The organism is Cyclobacterium salsum (genome assembly GCF_010119245.1).
GTDB classification, from domain to species: domain Bacteria; phylum Bacteroidota; class Bacteroidia; order Cytophagales; family Cyclobacteriaceae; genus Cyclobacterium; species Cyclobacterium salsum.
Map to the genome: position 1 here is coordinate 718,735 of NZ_WNKG01000001.1, position 20,393 is coordinate 739,127.

Annotated in this window: 11 protein-coding genes; 1 reads left to right on the plus strand and 10 read right to left on the minus strand. The window is 46.2% G+C overall.

The genetic code is table 11. The features are described 5' to 3' along the window. Window position 1: 1 nt before the first annotated feature. From GJS45_RS02760 to GJS45_RS02800, 9 genes are all read right to left on the minus strand, one after another. The gene (locus tag GJS45_RS02760) at window positions 2-2,299 is read right to left on the minus strand and encodes a discoidin domain-containing protein (protein ID WP_162339899.1); all 2,298 of its coding nucleotides are present in this window, start codon (window positions 2,297-2,299) and stop codon (window positions 2-4) included. A 12-nt stretch (window positions 2,300-2,311) separates the two neighbouring features. Beyond that, window positions 2,312-4,591 carry an FAD-dependent oxidoreductase gene (locus GJS45_RS02765; RefSeq protein WP_162339900.1) on the minus strand — a complete coding sequence of 760 codons (2,280 nt, stop codon included), beginning with the start codon at window positions 4,589-4,591 and terminating at the stop codon, window positions 2,312-2,314. Between the two features lie 33 nt (window positions 4,592-4,624). After that, a complete protein-coding gene (locus tag GJS45_RS02770) occupies window positions 4,625-6,208 on the minus strand; it encodes a sodium:solute symporter family protein (RefSeq protein ID WP_235954560.1) in 1,584 nt (527 codons plus the stop codon). A 91-nt stretch (window positions 6,209-6,299) separates the two neighbouring features. Next, the gene (locus GJS45_RS02775; protein ID WP_162339902.1) at window positions 6,300-8,123 is read right to left on the minus strand and encodes an FAD-dependent oxidoreductase; all 1,824 of its coding nucleotides are present in this window, start codon (window positions 8,121-8,123) and stop codon (window positions 6,300-6,302) included. A gap of 22 nt (window positions 8,124-8,145) precedes the next feature. Then, window positions 8,146-9,225 carry a hypothetical protein gene (locus GJS45_RS02780; RefSeq protein ID WP_235954561.1) on the minus strand — a complete coding sequence of 360 codons (1,080 nt, stop codon included), beginning with the start codon at window positions 9,223-9,225 and terminating at the stop codon, window positions 8,146-8,148. Between the two features lie 50 nt (window positions 9,226-9,275). After that, window positions 9,276-11,753 carry a hypothetical protein gene (locus GJS45_RS02785; RefSeq protein ID WP_202928022.1) on the minus strand — a complete coding sequence of 826 codons (2,478 nt, stop codon included), beginning with the start codon at window positions 11,751-11,753 and terminating at the stop codon, window positions 9,276-9,278. Window positions 11,754-11,844: 91 nt separating this feature from the next. After that, a complete protein-coding gene (locus tag GJS45_RS02790) occupies window positions 11,845-12,942 on the minus strand; it encodes a sulfatase-like hydrolase/transferase (RefSeq protein ID WP_162339904.1) in 1,098 nt (365 codons plus the stop codon). A 134-nt stretch (window positions 12,943-13,076) separates the two neighbouring features. Continuing rightward, the gene (locus GJS45_RS02795; protein ID WP_162339905.1) at window positions 13,077-14,765 is read right to left on the minus strand and encodes a RagB/SusD family nutrient uptake outer membrane protein; all 1,689 of its coding nucleotides are present in this window, start codon (window positions 14,763-14,765) and stop codon (window positions 13,077-13,079) included. 13 nt (window positions 14,766-14,778) lie between these two features. Further along, entirely contained in the window at window positions 14,779-17,829 is a 3,051-nt protein-coding gene (locus GJS45_RS02800) for a SusC/RagA family TonB-linked outer membrane protein (RefSeq protein ID WP_162339906.1), read from the minus strand. 285 nt (window positions 17,830-18,114) lie between these two features. On the opposite strand from GJS45_RS02800, the gene GJS45_RS02805 reads away from it, so the two are divergent. Then, entirely contained in the window at window positions 18,115-19,128 is a 1,014-nt protein-coding gene (locus GJS45_RS02805; RefSeq protein WP_162339907.1) for a LacI family DNA-binding transcriptional regulator, read from the plus strand. Between the two features lie 333 nt (window positions 19,129-19,461). Here the strand turns inward: GJS45_RS02805 and GJS45_RS02810 are convergent, their stop codons facing one another. Then, the gene (locus tag GJS45_RS02810) at window positions 19,462-20,292 is read right to left on the minus strand and encodes a hypothetical protein (protein ID WP_162339908.1); all 831 of its coding nucleotides are present in this window, start codon (window positions 20,290-20,292) and stop codon (window positions 19,462-19,464) included. Window positions 20,293-20,393 lie beyond the last annotated feature (101 nt).

Below are 20,393 nucleotides of genomic sequence, written 5' to 3' on the forward strand. Positions count from 1 at the left end.
ATTATTCCCAACTAACCGTGACACTTTTTTCAAAAAAACCATGCCCATAACTCAGCTTGAGCTGATCATTTTCCTCCAGTGGAAGGACATGAGCTCCAACGCTAATTTCGGAATCCTGTAGTTTTACCCTTCCCTCCAGTGCCAGGGAAAAGGGAGAGGCTTCTTTCAATTCCACAGGGATGCTTTTACCGGCTTTATTGGTAAGCCAAACCCTAACCGGCTCCTCCTTATCCGGGTAAAAATTTACCGGAGCCTCCAAACGAATGATCAGGTCACCAGAATCGTTTGGCCTGCATTCCAGACGGGTATAATAATTGGCCATGTAAGCCATGCTCAAATTGAAAGCCGTATTGAATTGAACCCAGCCTTCGGTCCAGCCCAGGTCTCCAGCTTCCGGGTAGTTGGGGTAATGGAAAGATTTGGGTGATCCGTCAAACACGAATGGAACCTCGTCCAGCAAGCCAATGCCTCCCTTATGCCTGCTGTACCAACCCAGGTCCACTCCTTCTATTTCCTGCGGACCCTTAAATGAAAAATGCCTTCCCGTAGGATTTCTGCCAAAGGCATTTTCCAAATGTGACCAGGCCAACACCTCCATATCCCGGATCAACTCCTTGTCCTCCAGCAGGGTCATGGCAGCAAAAGCTGCCGCTGGAAACCCCAAGATATTTCCGGTTTCATTCCATCCCGGAGGGGTCCATTCGGCTTCATCGTATTTTCTAAAATCCCACATGTTGTCCGAGCGGGAAAGGGCTATTTTTGCCCAACCCCTTACTTTTTCTTTTAATCCTGCCGGTGCCCTGTCTGGAAACTCGGTATAAAAATAAGCAAATGCCCGCATGGTCATGTGTTCGGACATCCGTTGCCCCTTGGTGGTCATGGGATCTTCCCAGTCCAGGTTTTGGATCATCCATGCCATCTGCCGGTAAGCAGCATCAAAATACCTATCCGCATCCGGTTCCTTTTGACGCTTGCTCACTTCATACATCATAAGATTTGGGATCACCGAAAATCCGGGCGGCATTTCTCCCTTGGTGGTACCCAATTGGGTTTTAAGCGATAACAAATTATGCTCCGGGCTCTTATCGTACTGGGAAAGGGAATGCTCGGAAACCTCCCTTTTCTCCCAAACCGAACTTGCATATTCATACACCCGGTCAAAATTTTGTTCCGGCAACCACTTTTTTAGGTAGGGCCAGGCATAGAGGAAATGGGCCAATTCGGCCTTTTGCATTTCGTGGTCCAACTTTTGAGAGACCTTCACATCCGCATCCCAATGGATCAATTGGATAATGTCAGGAGTATTCGGTCCAAAAGGGGTTAAATCTCCCCATAAACCTTGATATTTTTCCGGAAAAGATTCATTCGGAACATACCGGGAAGTCACTTCCATCCTTTCATAGGCTTCCGGATTGGACAGGTACATGGCCACAAGACTCTGCATGGACCAATTGAAAAAATCTCCGTCTCTCCAGGCGAAGGATATGGGTCGGATATCATCCACATTGCCCACATAATGTCGGGCATCCAGCATAAAATCCACCATATTCCGGTACGTAACCCGCTCCAACCAATAAGGACCAATACGGAAAGGAAAAGAAGTCTTATCTCCTGAAACTACAAGATATTCCGAGGTTGACTTCGGGTCAAATTCCGAAAAATCACCTTTTTCTCCTTCAATTAATCCCGAAAATACTACCTGTCCACTACCCTTCTCCTGTATCAAAAAAGGAGTTTCATCGGCTACGCCGGGTGCGGTAAAGCGCTTTGGCCTACCAAGGTTATAACCGCTTTGATTAACCAACAGGGGCTTGACTTCGCCTGCATTGTCATCCACATACTGCTGTCCAAGGACTTGCAGTTCGGCAATGTGCAGGGCTTGTTTATCGGCAGCGATCAATCGTATCCGATCGGTAAGCAATACTTTTTCGAAGGTAACTGCCACCTCATCGTTTTGGTTTTCATTTACCGAATGATGGTTTCTCCAATCCCCGTTAAGTAAATATTGAAAATGAAAGCGTTCGTTAGGAACCGTCCCTTCCTGGAAAATTACCTTGAAACCGGCGATTTCGGTAGCACCCGGAAAACGTATCGCTATCCAGGGTTCCGTATCCCCGGCTGCACTTTCCCAATAGCTCCGGGTATCATTATCAATGGCCAGCTTTGCCTCCCGGTCCTCCTCTGAGGAACTACTGGAAATCATGCCCGAAGGAGCTAAATTTTGTTGCGCCAGGGCATCGTTAATATGACCCGTGGCCAGTAGAAAAAAGGAAGTGATTAATAATAAGATAGCTTTCATTTTCATAGATAATTAATAACACAAAATTCCAAACAAAGCGGCAGGGGTAGTAGCGGAAGGATGTTCCAGCCTGAATGTTAGCGATTTGGTTTTTAGGGGTTGATCCAGTTTCAGGGTGTAGCTGGACTGATGATTTTCCCGAACCTCGGACAGAAGTGTCCCATTCCCATCAAAAATGGAAAATTTTCTCACACAAAATGGCATCACGGACTCGGGATGCCCCATTAATGTAGATTCCATCGCATGATCAAAGTCGGTATCAAAAAACAATTTTATTTCACTGATTACTTGTGTTTTATCCCACTTCAACTCAACAAACGGTTGACTCTCATTTATGGCCGCCACCCAGGCATTGGTCCGAGTGGTAGGGCGGAAAAATCCATTGACCAATTGCTCGGAAGAATAGCAGTTCACCGGGCTTTCCAGCTCAAAACTCAGGTTATGTCCCGCAGGTCTGCGCTCGGGCAACCAGAAGTCAAATGCCTCCATACCAATGTTTTCGGGCGGTTCTTGCCTGCTACTGGTGGCTACTGCTTTATTAAACTTTTGAAAAACCGTCAATATGCCCGTCAAACGGGTTTCGGAGCATTTGATTTGCACCTTATCATTGGCAGAAAAGCCCACAAAATAATATTCTGAATTTTCTATATTACATTGTAAATCAACTGTTATAAACCGATCACCTAAAGTTAAATCAAATGTCTCTTCAGCCAAAATAACTTCAGGAGTAAAGTTTCCCCTCTTCAGACTTTTCAGAAGCCTAACGGTTATTTGGGTAGGTTCAGCCGCTTTAACCTGGAATCTAATCGCCGGAATTTTCCCTTTTTGTAAAGGCAGCATCTGGGCCATGGCAAATTCCAATGACTTCCAGGGGCCATCGGCGGGAAGGCCTTTGAGCGTAAATGTGTCCGATGTATTTATGGTGGCCTGCTGTGCCAATTCATCTGGATCCGACAATTTTATTCCGGGTATATACTGTCCGGATCTGATCAGGCGGCGCTGAAGCAGTTGCATGGTTGAACTGCCAGTTACTTCCGCAGGTGCCAGCTCTTTTTCCTTGCACAAAACGGCAGCCATGGCCACTGCCTGTGCATTGTGTCCGCAAGTCGCCATTACCCGGGTGGACCCGAATGCCACGTGGCTGCTACTTACTATTCGTCCCGCCAAAAACAGGTTTTTAACGTTTTTGCTGTACATGATCCGGTAGGGAATCTGATATACTCCCTTGGTATGCCATTGGGTACAACCGGGTTGATCTCCGTATACCCCATCAGCCGGATGCAGGTCCAACGCCCAACCCCCAAAGGAAACGGCATCGTCAAATTGCCGCTGTTGCACCAGGTCTTTTTGGGACAACATAAACGGCCCTTCAAAGCGCCTGCTCTCCCTTTTGCCTGGAATGGTTCCTACCCATTCCAGGGTATGGGTATCCATATCAGGAAACTCCCCTGAATTCTTAAGGTAATCCCAGATCCCGTAAATCACCCGCCAAAGTTCCCATTTGATATTTTCACTTTCGTGGATGGTGTCCCTCCTCCCCCCATACTCGACCCACCAAAGCCGGCAACCATGATCCTTGAGGTTAAAGGATTTAAAACGGGGTAATTTTGCTAGTTCTTTATTGGTGTAGGACGGGGCCACAAATCGAACAGGCTTTCCGGTATCCTTGCTGTAGAAATACAGGCTATGCCCCAGCAATTCCCCGTATTTGTGATCCGGAGCAAAGGGTTCGTCAAATTCATCGGCAGATTCAGCTCCCATCCGGAAAGCGGCACCTGCCAAAAATGCCATGATACCATCCCCGGAAGCATCTACGAATAAGGGGGATTTTAGATGGTATTGGGTGGAATTTTGACTGCAAAACGCCAACACATAATCGATTTCATCGGCTCCCCTTTTGACCAAATCATACATGGCCGTGTTTAAAAGTAATTTAATGTTGGGTTCAAGGGATATTTTCTCGATCAGAATGGTATCCAATATCAATGGATTACCTTCCGGGTTGCGATAAAGGTTTTCCACCAAAATTTCGTCCATGACCCCTCCTTCCCTGGCCCAGCGGTTATTATTACCCATATGAGAAGTGGCCCCCAGCATCCAAAGCCTGATTTCTGAGGACCCATTTCCGCCCAGTACCGGCCTGTCCTGCACGAGCGTTACGTTTAGCCCCTGTCTGGCCGCCGTGATGGCACAACAGGTGCCTGCCATTCCACCGCCCACAATCACCAAATCCGAAGTGATGCTGGCTGTTTTTAATCCTCTTTTTCCAGTATTAAAACCTTCCTTGATCATACCAAATATTTATTCCCTCAATTGATTTTACTATTAACTTCCCTTCCTATTCGTCCGCGTATATTTCACCAGGCCGAAGCCTAAAACTAAAATTATCCCACCCATCAATAGCGTATAGAAGATCCCCTTTTCTGCAATCAGGCCCAGCACCAAAAACATTATCCCTATGGAAACCAGCGCCAAACCGATCACTTTGATGCCAAAGCGGTTTTGGATCTCGGCTTCTTTGTAATGGGAATCGTTTGGTTCTCCTTCCCGCTGCTTCCAATCCCTGAAAAATGTTAACCTTTCGCTTATTTTACCTTTTTTAGCGGCATAAATTTCATACGCAGCCAGAAGCAATAACGGCAGGACTACCCCCAGTACCATCTCCTCACTTCTATTTAGTGTAAATCCATTAAGCAAGGGTTGGATAAATTTAAAATGCAGATTAATCAGGAGACTGATGGCCGTAACGGTCAGAATACTGGTTCCGGTTTGCCTTTTTGAAAACAAGCCCCAGATGGCCGGGGCATACAAAGCACCACCTGTGACGGCCCCGATGCTCAGGACTACTTCCACGATTCCTCCTGCCATCGGCACCAGAAAGGCAACCCCAACCGTACCTAAGCCAAAAATCAACGTGGCCCAGCGGGCTACGCGCATCAAATGGATCGCCTTGGAACCCGGAAACAAGGGTTTGTATACATCGTTGGTCAACACTGCCGCTGCCAGGTTGAGGGAGGTATTGACTGAACTGGCCGTAGCAAAAATCATACCCCCCAACATCAAGCCCAGCATCCCCACCGGTAGCACATTCATACACATCATCAGGTAGGCACCCTCGGTTTCCAGGCCGACCAAACCCGGATCCACCACCCGGTAAATCATGGGCGGCAACATCCAAATCAAGGGACTGATCAAATACAGTGCGCCAAACAAGTAGCCGACTTTTTGCGCTGAACGGGTATCCGCCACGGAGGTATACCGCTGCACATACGCCCAATTCCCGCCAATAAATACGGTATTGTATCCCACAAAGGCTAAAATGAACCAAAAGTTATATTCCTCATTGAATAAATGGAAAAAGGTATCCGGAGCAGCCTGGACAAACTGCTGGAAACCACCTACTTTTTCCAGAGATAAGGGCAGTACAATCAATACCGCGGCCGTTAGAATGACAAACTGCAGCACGTCTGTGACCACCACCGCCCAAAGCCCCCCTACTGCCGTGTATATCATGATAATTGCACCCAATAACATGATCGCATGGTAAATATCAAAACCGGTAACCACATTGAGAATCTTAGCAACGGGATATAAAAAAGCTCCGGTATATCCCAGGGATAACACCAGAAAAACATAGGTGTAATACTGCTGCGTTTTCCTTCCAAATCTTTGGGTAAGGTATTCGGCAACGGTAAGCACCTGGGCATTTTTCCACTTTGGTGCGATATATGCCCCGATCAAAAAACCACTGATGCACATGGCCATCTGAATGGAAATGGCCACCCATCCCCATTCGTAAGCAATGGAACCCCAAACCACAAATGTTCCTGCTGAGAAAAAACTCATAAACAAGGACAACCCATTTATGGGCCATGGCACAGCCCCTCCCGCAGCAAAAAACGATTTCATATCCCCGCCCTGTTTTCCGAAAGACAGGCCGGCAATAAGGATAACTCCAGTAAAAATGCCGATCGTTAAAAAATCAAGTAGTTCCATGCAATCAATCCTGGGGCAAAGTCGGGAGGTTGTGAATGCTTAATGGCGATTCAATGATGTCCATAAATTCGTTGAGGTGCAGGGTATATACCTCTCTGGGACTAGCATTGTTCTTCCTGGCCACATAAGCCGCATAGCCAACCGCTTCCCCCATCATCCCGCAGGTTCTCATGACGCGGGTACTCCCGAAAGCCACATGGGTGGTACTGATATCCCTTCCCGCCATATACAAATTGTCTATATTTCTGGAATACAAACAACGGTAAGGGATGGTATAGGGCTGAACTTTGATGTGCTTGGTGGCGGCAAAGAACTCTTCACCCTCGAAATACTGGGAGTTTTTCGCATCCGGAAAATGCAGGTCAATGGTCCAGGTGGCGGTCACACTTCCGTCCGGATACATGATTCCGTCCTGTATGTCCATCTGAGTCAAAACATGGTCGCCCATCAACCGTCTGGACTCGCGCTTACCTCCGATATAAGCTACCCAGGCCAGTTCATGGTGGCTATACTTTTCCGGTTTCTCGTTTTTCAGGTACGACCAGTTGCCGTAAATCGCCCGCAAATTATGGTCCCGGATCTCCTCGGCTTCATAAATGGTATTGAAATTACCAAATCCGGTTTCCCATTGCCAGTCGGCTTTGTGATCGTCAATATGGTATTCGTCCGAAAACTGAATCGCCCAGGGCGTTTCTGGAAAATCAGAAGGCTCCTCCCGCTCCAGGGAGGCCCAAAGATTAGAGGTTCCCAGGGTGAAATCATCCGACTCTTCTGGGGCCAGGGATTCACCGGTCTCGGCCCGGCTTTCACGGCCCATTCGGTACTCTGCTCCTGCCAGGTAACCCAGCGTACCATCTCCGGTGCAATCGGAAAAATAAACCCCTTCAAAACGATATTCCTGATTGGTAGCGATGTCTCGGCCGATTACTGCTTTGATCGTATTGTCCTCCATTTCCACTTCGTAAACGTGGGTATTCAAGTGGAGGGAAATATTGGGCTCTGCCCGTACAATCTGCAATTTTCGCTCGTCTCCGTAACGATCCGCATCCGGGTTTCCATTTCCGGGATCCCCATTATCCAATTCTCTGACAATCCGGCCCAATTTGGCATTATGGTTTTGATCCACCCGGCCCATTAGGTGCACCCGGATTTCGGAACTGTTATTACCTCCCAAAACCGGCCGGTTTTGTATCAACGCCACCTTCAATCCCATACGTGCTCCGGAGATGGCTGCACAGGTGCCTGCCATACCTCCTCCGACAACAACCAGATCAAATTGCCCCACATCTTTGGCTTTTTCGGTCAAATTCAACATTTCTTTCCGGAAAGCCAGTAGTGCTTCGTTGTCGTTGGTGGGCACATCCCCCTCCTCCGTAGAAAAATAAATGGCATCAAAACGGCCATTAAAGCCCGTGAGATCCTTGGCTTCAAGGGTGTTTTCGCCCTTCTGCATATCTACTTGCCCACCGTAGTACCAATCCCAGTCGGCAGAACCACTTACTCCAAAAGAATCTTCCAGCGGCTCCTCATTAATGGCGAGTTGAAATTCCCCCGGCCCGGTAGGAAAAGGTGCCCAATCTTTGGTCCTCACCCATACGTGGTACTTTCCTCCCTCTGAAAAATGGACCGTAGTCCGGGCATCTTCCACAGGTCTGCCCATTCCATGTGCCATGAGGTATGAGGAATAGAGTACGTCAAAGGATTGTTGGTCGATTACCCAGCCTCCGATGTCTTCAAAGGATTCTGCTTCTACCAATACCCTATTTTGGGCGAAGGATACCAGGGATATGCCTAGCAACAGGCAACAGGTTAGGATGATTCGTTTCATGTTTTGGGTTCGTTTATAGTAATTATCGATTATTTTTCAATGCTTTTTTTACCTCTTTCTCAGGTTTGTGCTGGATCTCCAGCACTGCGAGCAATTCCTGCTCCCACAAGCCTTTTCCCAGATAGGTCAATATCATTTCTTGCTGCGCCTTTCCCAGATTTTGCTGTTTTCGCAACACCTCAAATAACTTATTTCGCTGGGCAGGATTGCTTTCTTCTAATTGGGCCAATAGCTTCATTTGGCTTTCCGGCTTCAATTCCAGCGAAGCCATCTTTTCCAAAATATCCGTTTGAAGGCGGTATGGAGCTTGTTCGAAGGTTTCCCAGAGCCAGGCCTGCCGTTCCTGAGACTGAAACATCTCCGTCGGTAATTCTTCCAGTATATGGGTAGCCAGGAAAATATTCTTTCCCCTGATCATTTGCAGCAAGGGCTCCGCAAACCGGGGATCATTTTCAGCACCCTTTTCCTGAATTTTTTCCAGCGCCCAGTATTGGTAAGGATGATGGCCGCTCTCTAAAAACCGAATTAAGGTCTCATCGGTATGCTGATCTTCCGTATGTGCTCTTGTCCTTTCAGCAAGATTGCCATGGGCCAGGTGCCAAAGGGTGTAACAGGAATAAACCGCTCCCGATATCACTTCATTCTGAATGGTTTTGGAGGTCGCACCCGTTACGGCATCTACCCCATTGGATTCTGCCGTGTTGGTGCTCCCTACCAAATCCGTGATGGAATAATCCCGCAGAATGGAATTTTTATTGCTGAGTATGGCTTCCAATTGGTCATAATCCTCCTCTTCAAAGGGAATATGATCCAGCTTGGTCAGAATTTCACCTTCTGGCATTTCAAATTGCTGGAAATTGCCCAGCAGGTCCCAGTAAAAATTAATATACACCGGATAGCATTTATCGGTATGACAAACCGGAGTAAAAATTTCGGCCAGGTATTCCTGGGCAGTCCCCTCAGCATCTTCTATGACAAACAGCTCGTAGCGGATGGAATCGGTTTCTACTTCCTCAATCAAACGCCTGTTTTCTACCTGATCCTCCTGCGGGTCTTGTAAGCTCGCAGCCAAACCGATCAACAGTGTTAGACTATAGGCCAATATTTTTAAACCAGGTTCAACCATTATAATTCAATAACAAATCTATGCCTTTATTCATAGGTAAATAGGGCTGTAGCGGTACATTTATTGTTCGCCACCAAGCGAACCCACCTGGCCTCCATCTCCTCCGGAAAGGTCTCCAGATGGGTTTGACCCGGGGCTACCGTAACTTCTTTCCAATCCATCCAGGGGCCATGGCCGATGGGTTCAAATTGAATGGTAAAGGTAACTTCCTCCGAAGCGTCATGCTGAAGCTCCAATTTCCGCTGATCATAAAAGGCAAACAAATACGGGTCGGATGGAACCCCGGCTTCTACTGCCGTACCGGCCCAGGGACCTCCCTTACCTACCGGTTTGCCCAGTTTCCACAGGTCATCGATCACCCCGGCCCAAACCGCCAGTTCGCCATCTTCCGAAAGTATAATATGCTCATTGGTAGCCGCTGCTTCAGGGTCCACCCCTGTCAGCAGCAACATGCCCCTGTAGGAGGCATAATCATTGATACGCAAGGTATGGGAGGCGACGGGCCTGATCTTGGCAAATCCGTCGGCATTTTCTGCCGGCAATTCATAGAAAGTACCGTGACAATTGAATAAATCCCTTTCAGTAGCTACCTCTCGGGCAATGCGCAGCTTTCCTTTCAGCGATGGATCCGTAAAGGCTGCCGCTCCTTTGGGGAGTCGCCAGCTCCTGCCCTGATCGTCTTTTATCAACACGGATGCTTCATCCACCTCGAATACGTTTTCCGGAATGGCAAAACCCTCGTTGATAAAAGCCTCTGTTTCGGGATCGTTCACTTTGACCAATTGAAGCTTCTCGTCCATTTCATAATAACCGGCATTTTCAGTGCTTTCTCCCTGATAACGCCTCGCAGCAATGCCCAGTTTCCTTCGGTTATCGCCTAATCCGTACAACAGTCCCCCCATAAATTCATCTTCCTCAATGGAATGAATTCCCTGAAAAATATTCTCTTGATAGGCCGATCGGCTTTCCGGATTGGAAAAAGCCAAATGCACAGTGGCCCGGGTAGCGGCATCGCTTAGGACACGGATCCACTCTCCAGCAGTTTCCTGATCGAAGGAAAGCCAGCTACTTTCAGCTCCGTCCAGAGAAACTTCTTCCAGTTCTTCCCATTCTCCATTACCTGACCGATCAATTTCAAGGGTGAAATTTACTGCCTTATCGCCCTGGTTTTGCAGCCATACATTTTTCTCCTGCCAGCCTGAAAACAGCATGGGTTCGGAGGGTTCATTGGCCCTTACCTGCTCCTCCAGCCAGAGGGCACCATTGGCGGTGGCAGGCCCCAATTTATCCGGCATGTCCATATCGGTAAACCAGAGATTGGAGTTGGATTGCCCCGGGCCTTCTATATTTCCTTTGGCACTGCGCTTGTTTAGAAATTCCCGCTGGGCAGAGTCATCGCAGCCAAAAACCAATCCGTCCTGCCAGCGGGTAAAATCGCCGATGACCTTCAGGTATGCAGAGCGTGGCCGGATACCGGCAGTTTGGCCCTTTTGGAAGGTCTCCGGAAATTTCCAGAACATGCCGTGCATGGTCATCAGGTAATCCGGCGCTTCCTCCGTGCCCACATCCCGGATGCGGGGCCATTCGGTGTTCCAGCCATGTGCCCCATCGTAGCTGTGACTGGCTTTGGGAAGTCGAAAAAACTCCCAACCTTCGCTGGCATCCCGCACACCCAGGATCACCGATTTGTGATCCCATCCGGTGGCCCAAATCGGGTCGGTATCCGGATTTGGGTTACCATAAATTCCCCCCGGGCCCGTCACTTCCACAAATTGATTTCTTCTGATCAGGTGCCAATCGGCCCCATCCCATTCGTACAGGGCTCCAGCTTCTATAGAAAAATCTTCAAGGGCTTCCTGACCGGTCTCTCCGTTGTTTGAGTAGACCATTACCCCCTGTCCGGAATACAGCCCTTTCCCATGGGCTCCCAGCAGCAATTCCGCTTCCTGCGCCATTTCCCCTTCTTTGCGGGTTACATTCCCGTCTACGTATAAGGTCTTGGTCTCCAGGCTGTTCACATCCACTTCGTAAAAACCCTCCTCCATGGTACCGTAATAAATCATATTGGCCGGGTCTGTCAGATGCCGGGCATTTCCGGTATGGCGGCCCGGCATGGTTTCATACGAGATGGCTCGCACATTACCGGTTTTGTCAATGGCATAGGGGCCAATAAACAGTTGCTCGCTTTCCTTGTGGATCATCCGGTTGGCCGGGGTTCCTCCTATGCTTTCTTCCCGGGTGGTAAAACTCAGATCCGTATTGATCTCATAGAGTTTATCCGATGAGCCGAAGGGGAAATGGGGACCATAGGTCACCACCCAAAGCTTATCTGCCCAGGGCACTACGGCACCGGTGCCACATTCGCCTTCCTCATTGTAATAGGCCAGGTGGGGATAGATACCGCTGATGGAACGGGGTACCTCCGATTCAGGCGTATCGTCTGCCCTATTACATCCAGAGAGAAATAGGCTTACCAAAGCCATGAATACCATCCATTTTTTCATTATCATCTCTTTATTAAGTTAATGAATCATTTCTTATTTAACTAATTATTTAATAATTTATGTGCCCGTATTTTTTGTTGGGCATTTTGAATCACTGGCTTAAACTTGTCATTTTTCGCCAAATTATCAATTTCATCCGGATCTTTCTGCTGTCAATATTGAGGACCAATTCCTGGTTAACACCTGGAGCCAGTTCTGGCCCTAGCACAAAAAAAGGTACGTGGGTGGATGGCCGGTAGGGTAACACTTTACTGGTAAAACCATGTTCTCCCAGCATCCAGCCATTATCACTCATAAAAAAAATATAGGTATTGTCTCGAAGGCCAAGCGTTTCTATGGATTCAAAAAGTTCGGATAAAAAATGATCCATTTCCGTAATTACTGCATAGTAATCCCTGGTATGACTCTTAATTGAGTCTGCATTCGGATAACCATAGCTTCTTGCCTGGGTTAAATTTCTAACCGTTCGAAGGTATTCAGGTTTATCGACAAGATCATCCAGGCGACTGTTAGCCACTGGCATATTTTCAAGCCTGTATTGAGCCTTGGTTTTTTCTTTGGCATCCCAAATCAAAGCACCATTCATATGTGGCAATTGGGTATTGTGGAATAGGAAAAAGGGTTTATCGCTCGCTACGGCATCTTTTAAGAAGTCAACTGAGCGGCTTGCACAGTACTGGTCACAGTGAATTTCAGGTGTAATGGCTTTTCCTTCATCATAAATCAACCTGTTGTAGTAATCGCCGTTGCCTGTAAAGAATACCGAAAAATCAAATCCTGTTTCCGACGGCTTTTTGCCAATATGCCATTTGCCTGACATTCCGGTAAGGTAGCCCTCCTCCTTCAGGTATTGTGCTATCGTTTTTTCTCCCTGCTTTAAATCACTTCCCAATTCCAATACACCGTTGGAGCTTCCATACCTTCCTGTCAAAAATGCTGCCCGGCTGGGACTGCATAATGCAAATACAACATTGGCATTCGTAAATTGAATACCCTGACGTGCCAACAGATCCAACTCTGGGGTAATTATCACGGGATTTCCATTGGCACCCAATGCATCGTAGCGCTGATCATCCGAATAAATAAATATAAAATTAGGCTTCTCTACGCCCGGACTGCTATGCTGATAAGCCAAAGCCAAGGTGGTGAAGCAAAAATATAATATAGGTAAGGAAAATACATTTTTCATAATCAATTGCGAAAACGGTTCACCGCCCTGGAAAGTAAAGAGAAAACACCACTTTTCTGGAAAGGGTATAAATTCTCTCATCCGGGCCAAAAAGCGGCCTGAATGAGAGAATTATTAATTGGAAAACTCAAAAATTAATATCCCGGGTTTTGGTCCAGATTATTATTTATTAGAATTTCCTTAGACGGAATTGGCCAAAGATATTGTTTGGGTGCCTCAAATCTTCGGATGGCCAATCTTTTTACCAATCCAGCGTCATACATGGGAGAAAGGTCTGCGACCCCATCTTCATCAATTTCCGGAGTCATGGGGAAAAACCAAAGATCCTGGTCCACTACTTTCTCCTTCAGTTCTTCTACATCCAACATGCCATATATATCCCTATTTAAGACTTTTTCTGCTATCTCCCATCGGATTATATCGCTGTAACGGATCCCTTCAAAACCAAACTCCATCCTTCTTTCGGTTCTCAAAAGAGTTCGTAAAGCTGCCTGATCTGTAGTAGTTATGGCGGGGTAAGCATCGGTTTCAGCAGGGTCCACACCATAAGCGCGGGCGCGGACCGCGTTCATGGCCTCATGTACGCTAGGATCAATTTCTCCCAGTTCTATTTTAGCCTCGGCGTACATCAGCAACACGTCTGCATAGCGCATTAAAATCTCATCGTTCTCCGCCTGGAAATTTTGAAGCCATTCTTCATCCACTCCTTTTTTCATAAGTAGTCCATTGAATGAGGCAAACTGAGCAACCGAACGGGTATCATTATTCGTCTGCATGCTTCCTGTATTGAAGTTCATCACCATGGTAGAATCCGGATGAGGCTGATAGGAGAAATCAAGGTGTCGGGATCCAAAGGGAACAATGGTGGCTGCACAGCGAGGATCCCTGTTGGCAAATGGGTTTTGGGGATCATAAAGGGGTGATTCGTCTATGGGCAAACCATCTGTGCATAAATAGGCATGTAACAGGTCCCAAGAGGGAGCTACGGCACCACCCCAGCCGCCTCTGTTTCTCGGAAGGTAATTTCTTACTCCCCAGGTAACATTCAAGGCCCGGGATCTGGGCATGGCAAAGATCACTTCCTGGGGATTTCTTGTACTGGTCAGAAATAACTCCGAATAATCCGGATAGAGTTCGTATATCTCCAGGTCCATACAAGCCTTTGCCGCATCTCTGGCTATAGCAAAATCCCCCATTTGCAAAGCAAAGCGGGCTTTGAGCGCATAAGCAGCCCCTTTGGTGGCCAATTTGTTTTCTGAAGACCCATAGGTTTCCGGCAATAATTCTGCAGCCCGGTCGAAATCTTCGTACACGGCTTCTTTTACCGTGTTTTTATCGGTTCTGGACATGGTAAAGGCTTCATCCAGATCCAGGATAGTCGTGGAATGGACCACATCCCCGTAAAGGAAAACCAACTCTCCATATTTGGCTGCCCGCACAAAATGGGCATTGCCCGCAAATTTATCAAGGGTTTGTTCCGGGACCGTACCTTCAATCTTATCCAGGTTTAAAAGAATGGTATTGGACCTGGCAATAACCTTGAAGGTATTGCTCCAGATAGAGTTTACCGTTCCCCATTCCCCATTGATAGTAGCATTGGTAACCGGAGTAAGTGCTTCCCTGTTGGTGTAATCATCCGTCCAGGAATCGCTATATCCGGGCCAAAAAACCATTCTGAACAGGTCATTAACAGACATTTCTACCTCTGTCTCATTGGAATACCAGGCCTCACTCGATCCTTCTGAAAGCGGATTCAAATCCAATTCAGCACAGGATACCCCGCCCAATAATAATCCAGTATATATGATTGATTTTAATTTCATGACTGACTTTAATTTAGAATTGTACAGAAACACCCATTAAAAAGGAAGTGGTTATCGGATATCCACTTGCCGAAACTTCCGGATCCCAACCTGGAGGGTAGCTGTTGACCGTCCAGACATCCGAAGCATTGGTGTAAACCCTAATATTTTGCATACCCAATCTTTCTACCACAGGCCTTGGCAGGGTATATCCCAGGGAAATGTTCTTTAGTCTGAAATAGGCACCGTTGATCAACCAGAAATCGGACATGGCAAAATTATTGCCATCACTGTTCCTGGAAAGTCTCGGATAACTCACTTCCCTGTTTTCCTGATCGGTGTTGTAGGTGCTCCAGAATTCACCGTCCAGAATTTTTGGAACATGGCCCCAATTTTCCATGATGGGTTGTACCATCAGTCCGGAAAGACGCGAATTTTGTTTGCCTACCCCTTGAATAACCACACCAAAATCAACGTTTTTATAGTCCAGGCGGATATTGCCACCATACAGGAATCTTGGCATGCTACCTCCGAGTAGTACCCGGTCGTACTCCGGGGAGATCCTCCCATCCGGCTCACCATTGGGTCCACTGATGTCCACATATTTCACATCCCCGGGACGTACATTTGCATTCATTACGGCAGAATTATTCACTTCTTCCTGACTCTGGTACAGTCCATCAGAGACATATCCATACCATTCGTCAAACTCGGACCCTTCCATCCTTACCTGATTTCCCAGGAACTGTATGCCTCCAAGATCACCCATCACGGAACGAAAATCTGACAGGTTGAAATTTACGGAATAACTCAGCTCGTTGATATCGTCGGCCCAGCCCATATCGAGTTCCCAGCCCTCGGTATACATTTCACCGGTATTCTGCTCCGGATTATCAAAGCCTATATAATCAGGAATTTCCAGGGGCAACAACATATCGCGGGTGGTCTTTTTAAAATATTCACCGGAAAAACTCAGTCGGTAATTCAGGAAATTGGCATCCACTCCAATGTTGTAGGAAGAAGTTTTTTCCCAGGAAATATCGGGTATGGCGTATTGCCACTGCGCAGCAGATTGGGAAGAAACCACGTTAGAACCCTGATGGAAAAGTACATTACTAAAGCCTATGGTGGATTGGTAAGGATAATTCCCTATCCGTTCATTGCCCAAGGTCCCGTAAGACCCTCTGAGTTTAAGGAAGGAAATGGCACTTGCATCCTGTAAGAAACTTTCTTTGGTCAGTACCCATCCTGCTGAAAAAGATGGAAATGATCCCCAGCGGTAATCCTGTGCAAATCGGGAGGAAGCATCGTAGCGTATATTCCCCTGAAGAAAATATTTCTCTTCATAATTATAGGAAACCCTTCCAAACCAGGAATTGTACGCGTTTTCAAAGGCACTCCCACTATTGCCCCTAAATTCCAATGGCCCCAGGTTCAGGTAGGGATAATTGTCCAGCAAAAACTGATCCCTGGACGCCCCCAGGTTTTCATAAAAGGCCTGAAAACTCTCATTCCCTGCCATTAAACTGAGGTTATGCTTTCCAATTACCTTATCGTAATTCACCAATAACTGAGTCGTCAAATTATAATTGTCGTTTCGTGACTCACTTAGGTTGGTTGAATTGGCCCATTGCAGGGTACCTAGGGTTGCCGCTGGATCATCCCAGGCGGAATAGGTGACCCTTTTTTGAAAATTCTTACCTTTATTAAAGCCAAAATTGGGAGAAGCAATGGCGGAAATCTTCAATCCCTCCATTACCTCATAATTGAGGCCCAGGCGACCTCCGACCTGGTTTTCCCAGTTTTGCCTGAATCCGCCATACTTTAATTGCCCATAAATATTGGCTCCGGTTTTGCCTTCAGCTACCCTTCCGTCCTGCCATTCGGCAGCATATACAGGGGCAGAAATATTCATGTAATAAATGGGATCGATGCTGGGCTGGTTGAGAATCTCCCTCCTTAAAAATATATCAGCAGTAAACCCTAACCTATCGGTAATGTTTCCATCGGTATTGACTCTGGCCGTAACCCTTTCAAATGTCCTTCCTTCGTATAAAGCATCAAATTTATCATAAACGATGGAAGCTTTGGTCCGAATAGCCTCACTCCCACCGGAAATATCCAGGGAATGCCGTTGCCTGGGGGCGTTACTTTTCAAAATCAAGCCCACCCAATCCGTATTGGGGTATAAATCAGGATTGGAAGCGTTCAGTTCCATGTAGTTTTCCACCATTTCCTGTGGATACAAGGGGTATTCGTTGCCATCATTTCCATTGTCATTCCACCGCAATTCATTGACAATTTCCATGTACCTAATCACATCCACATATTCCGGAATTCTGGTGGGTACTTCCGTTCCGTATTCAAAGTTATAATTCAGACTCAACTCTCCCTTCTTTGCCCGTTTGGTGGTAACCAGAATCACTCCGGCTGCTGCCCGGGAACCATATATGGAGGCTGATGCCGCATCCTTCAGTACAGAAATACTTTCGATGTCATTTGGGTTGATATGGTCAATGCTATTAACCGGCACGCCATCCATGATAATCAACGGATTGCTATCCCCGATGGTGGTAACCCCCCTGATCCGGATATTGGCGGAGGAACCGGGCGCATTGTTGTTCCGGGTTACCATAACACCTGATACCTGACCTTGCAAGGCCTGAGAGACGTTAGGAGTACGCCGGTCTGCCAAATCTCTTCCGCCGATTGTTGCTACCGCTCCCGTTAAGTCACTTTTCTTTTGGGTACCGTAACCTACGACCACTACTTCGCCCAATTCAGACATATCGGGCTCCAGGCTCACATCTATTACCTGCCTGTTATTTAATGACACCTCCTGGGTGATATAGCCCAGAAATGAAAATACCAGGGTAGCATCCTGATTGGGCACATTTATTTGGTATTCCCCATCAATATCCGTGACCGTTCCCGTACTGGTACCTTTGACCAGTATACTGGCTCCCGGAAGTGGCTGATCGGATTCATCCAAAACAGTACCACTTACCTGGACCGATTGTCCAAATGCCAGGCCCACTCCTCCCATAAAGAGTAGGGCCAAACATAATAGTAATTTTGTTTTCATTTTTGGTTGATTTTAGGTTTCACAATATTATTAATTAAAATAATAGTTTATCAGAATATTATTCCAATAATAATAGGATTTTAAGCTATAAAAAAGTTAAAAATCAATATTAATAGAAGTTTTATATTGTAAACGTTATCGAAAACGTTTACATTTATTAAAAATCTAAAAAATCGGGTCTTTTGTTAACAAATTGTATTTCTCTTGCGTCTGATACTCATTATTCAGTAGTACCTTTGGAACATGGTCTTATGTTTGTGCTGATTTCAGTAATCTTTGCCCCTTATGAAAAAACCCACTACCATAAAGGATATTGCCGAAAAGCTTCAGGTTTCTATCGCAACCGTATCCCGTGCACTGCGGAATTCCTCGGAAATAAAAAAGGAGACCAAAGAGGCTGTGCTGAAAATGGCCAAATCCATGGATTACCACCCCAACCTGCTGGCCAGTAGCCTGAGTAGCAAGAAAACCAAAATCATCGGCGTGGTTGTGCCGACCATCAACCGCTATTTCTGGTCCAATTCCATTTCAGGGATCGAAAACATGGCCTATCAGGAGGGCTATAAAGTGATGATTTTCCAATCCGGCGAATCCTTCAATAAAGAAGTTGAAATTGTGGAAACCCTGGCCAATAGTAAAGTAGATGGCATTATCATCTCTTTTTCCAAGGAGACCTGGACTTTTGATCATGTGCAACATGTAATCGATAGGGAGGTGCCGGTGGTGCTTTATGAAAGGGCCTGTGCCAATCTGGGAACCTCAAAAATAAAAACAGACGATAAAAACGGAGCTTTTATTTTAACCAACCATTTGATAGAAAGAGGAAGAAAAAATATCGCCTATATCGGTGGCCCGCTTGCCCTGGGGGTGTGCAAGGATAGACTGGAAGGCTATCATATGGCACTGCAGGCGGCAGGCTTACAAGTGAAGCAGCACTTAATCATTACCCTGGAAGATTTTACTTTTGACCTTGCCGGGGAAGCCCTGCAACAGTTATGGGCCCATGCGGACCAGCCGGATGGACTCGTTTGTTTTGCGGATATTCTGGCTATTGGGGCCATGCACGCAGCCCACCAATTGGGGATTCAGGTTCCGGAACAATTGTCCATTGCCGGGTTCGGAAACGATGAAACCAGCCGATTCATCAGTCCGGCCATTACCACCATGGCCCAACCCTCTTTTGAAATGGGGGAAATGGCCGCCCGGGTACTGCTGGAGGAGATAGCCTGCTCCGGGGAGGCCCATAAGAAAAGACACGAGGTCATCAAATCCAGGCTGATCATCCGGGAAAGTACTTGATTTTTTTACTGCTTGATTAAACCCGTCGCGTATTTATTGCATTTTTGGTTGGTGTTACCGTTAAAATCTCCTATGCTCTCCGCGGCGGAGGGAATAGCTGAAATAATCCTGTTTTTTTCCTTTTTAAATGAATTCTGGTATCGGTAATTCACTTTTTGACCTGACATGGCAGCTTAGGCGACCCAAAAATCCCGACTCAAACTCCATAAGCACTTCACCGGTTTCCCCGAAAAGATCGGGGCAGGCAGCGCAACACCATTTTCATGCTTGGCTTTACAAGCCGCACAGCCTGCCCCGCCAGAGCAGGGAAAACTTAGTTGTTGGGTACTGGCTTTATTCAGGTCTTTCCCCATTTATTGTTCCGTTTGTACTTCGTCCCCATTCGGTTTTATACTTTAAATCTCTAACTATATTTAATATGTAATTTTTATCAATTTCTTTCAAGTCCATAATTTCAAATAAATCTTGTCCAGTTTTAGTTAAAGTAATTTTGTCAGGTAAAATGTCATTATTAGAAAACATAGCAGTATTATTATTATATAGTAAATCTGAATTTATAAGTTCATATAAATCTTGATTAAGCATTTTCTCATTGGTAGTCAAACTAATGTGTGGATACCAAGTATAAGGGTCTTTCATTATAGTAACATTACTTAAATCGGATCTTCTTCTACCATAGAATGAAATGAGACTTAGCTTTCTGTAAGTTAGTGAATTTGCTAATTCTAATAGTTGGTTAGCTGTTTCTGGCGAGATTGTATCTGTGAATACTGTCTCTTCAAAAATTTTAGATATATGAATTATTTTTTTCTCTTGAAATTGATTAGCGCACCTCAATAGAGTTCCTTCAAAAAGTTCTTCCGCATTACTTCTGTCATAAATACTTCTTTCAAAAAAATTGTCATTTCTTATAGTTTCTCCATTATCTAATCTTGTCTTAATTCCATCGAAGATAAATGTAGAAGTGGCTGCTATTCTGATTTGTTGTCTATTCGATAAGCTTCTCTTAATTATTTCTTGAATAAGTTGAGCAGATAAAACTCCCAACCCCCCACCTGCAATTGAGCCAATTGGACCGCCAATTAATCCAACAGCCCCACCAACAATTCCACCTGTAATTTCGGCGCCCTTTTTTAAAAAGGTTTTTAGTTTTTCGTTACACATTATTTATTTGGTTTATATTTTTAGCTTGTGCCCAACGGTCGAGTGTATGTGCCGTAAGGGATTGCGGGGCAGTAACCTGTCCCCCGACACGAAAGTTTGAG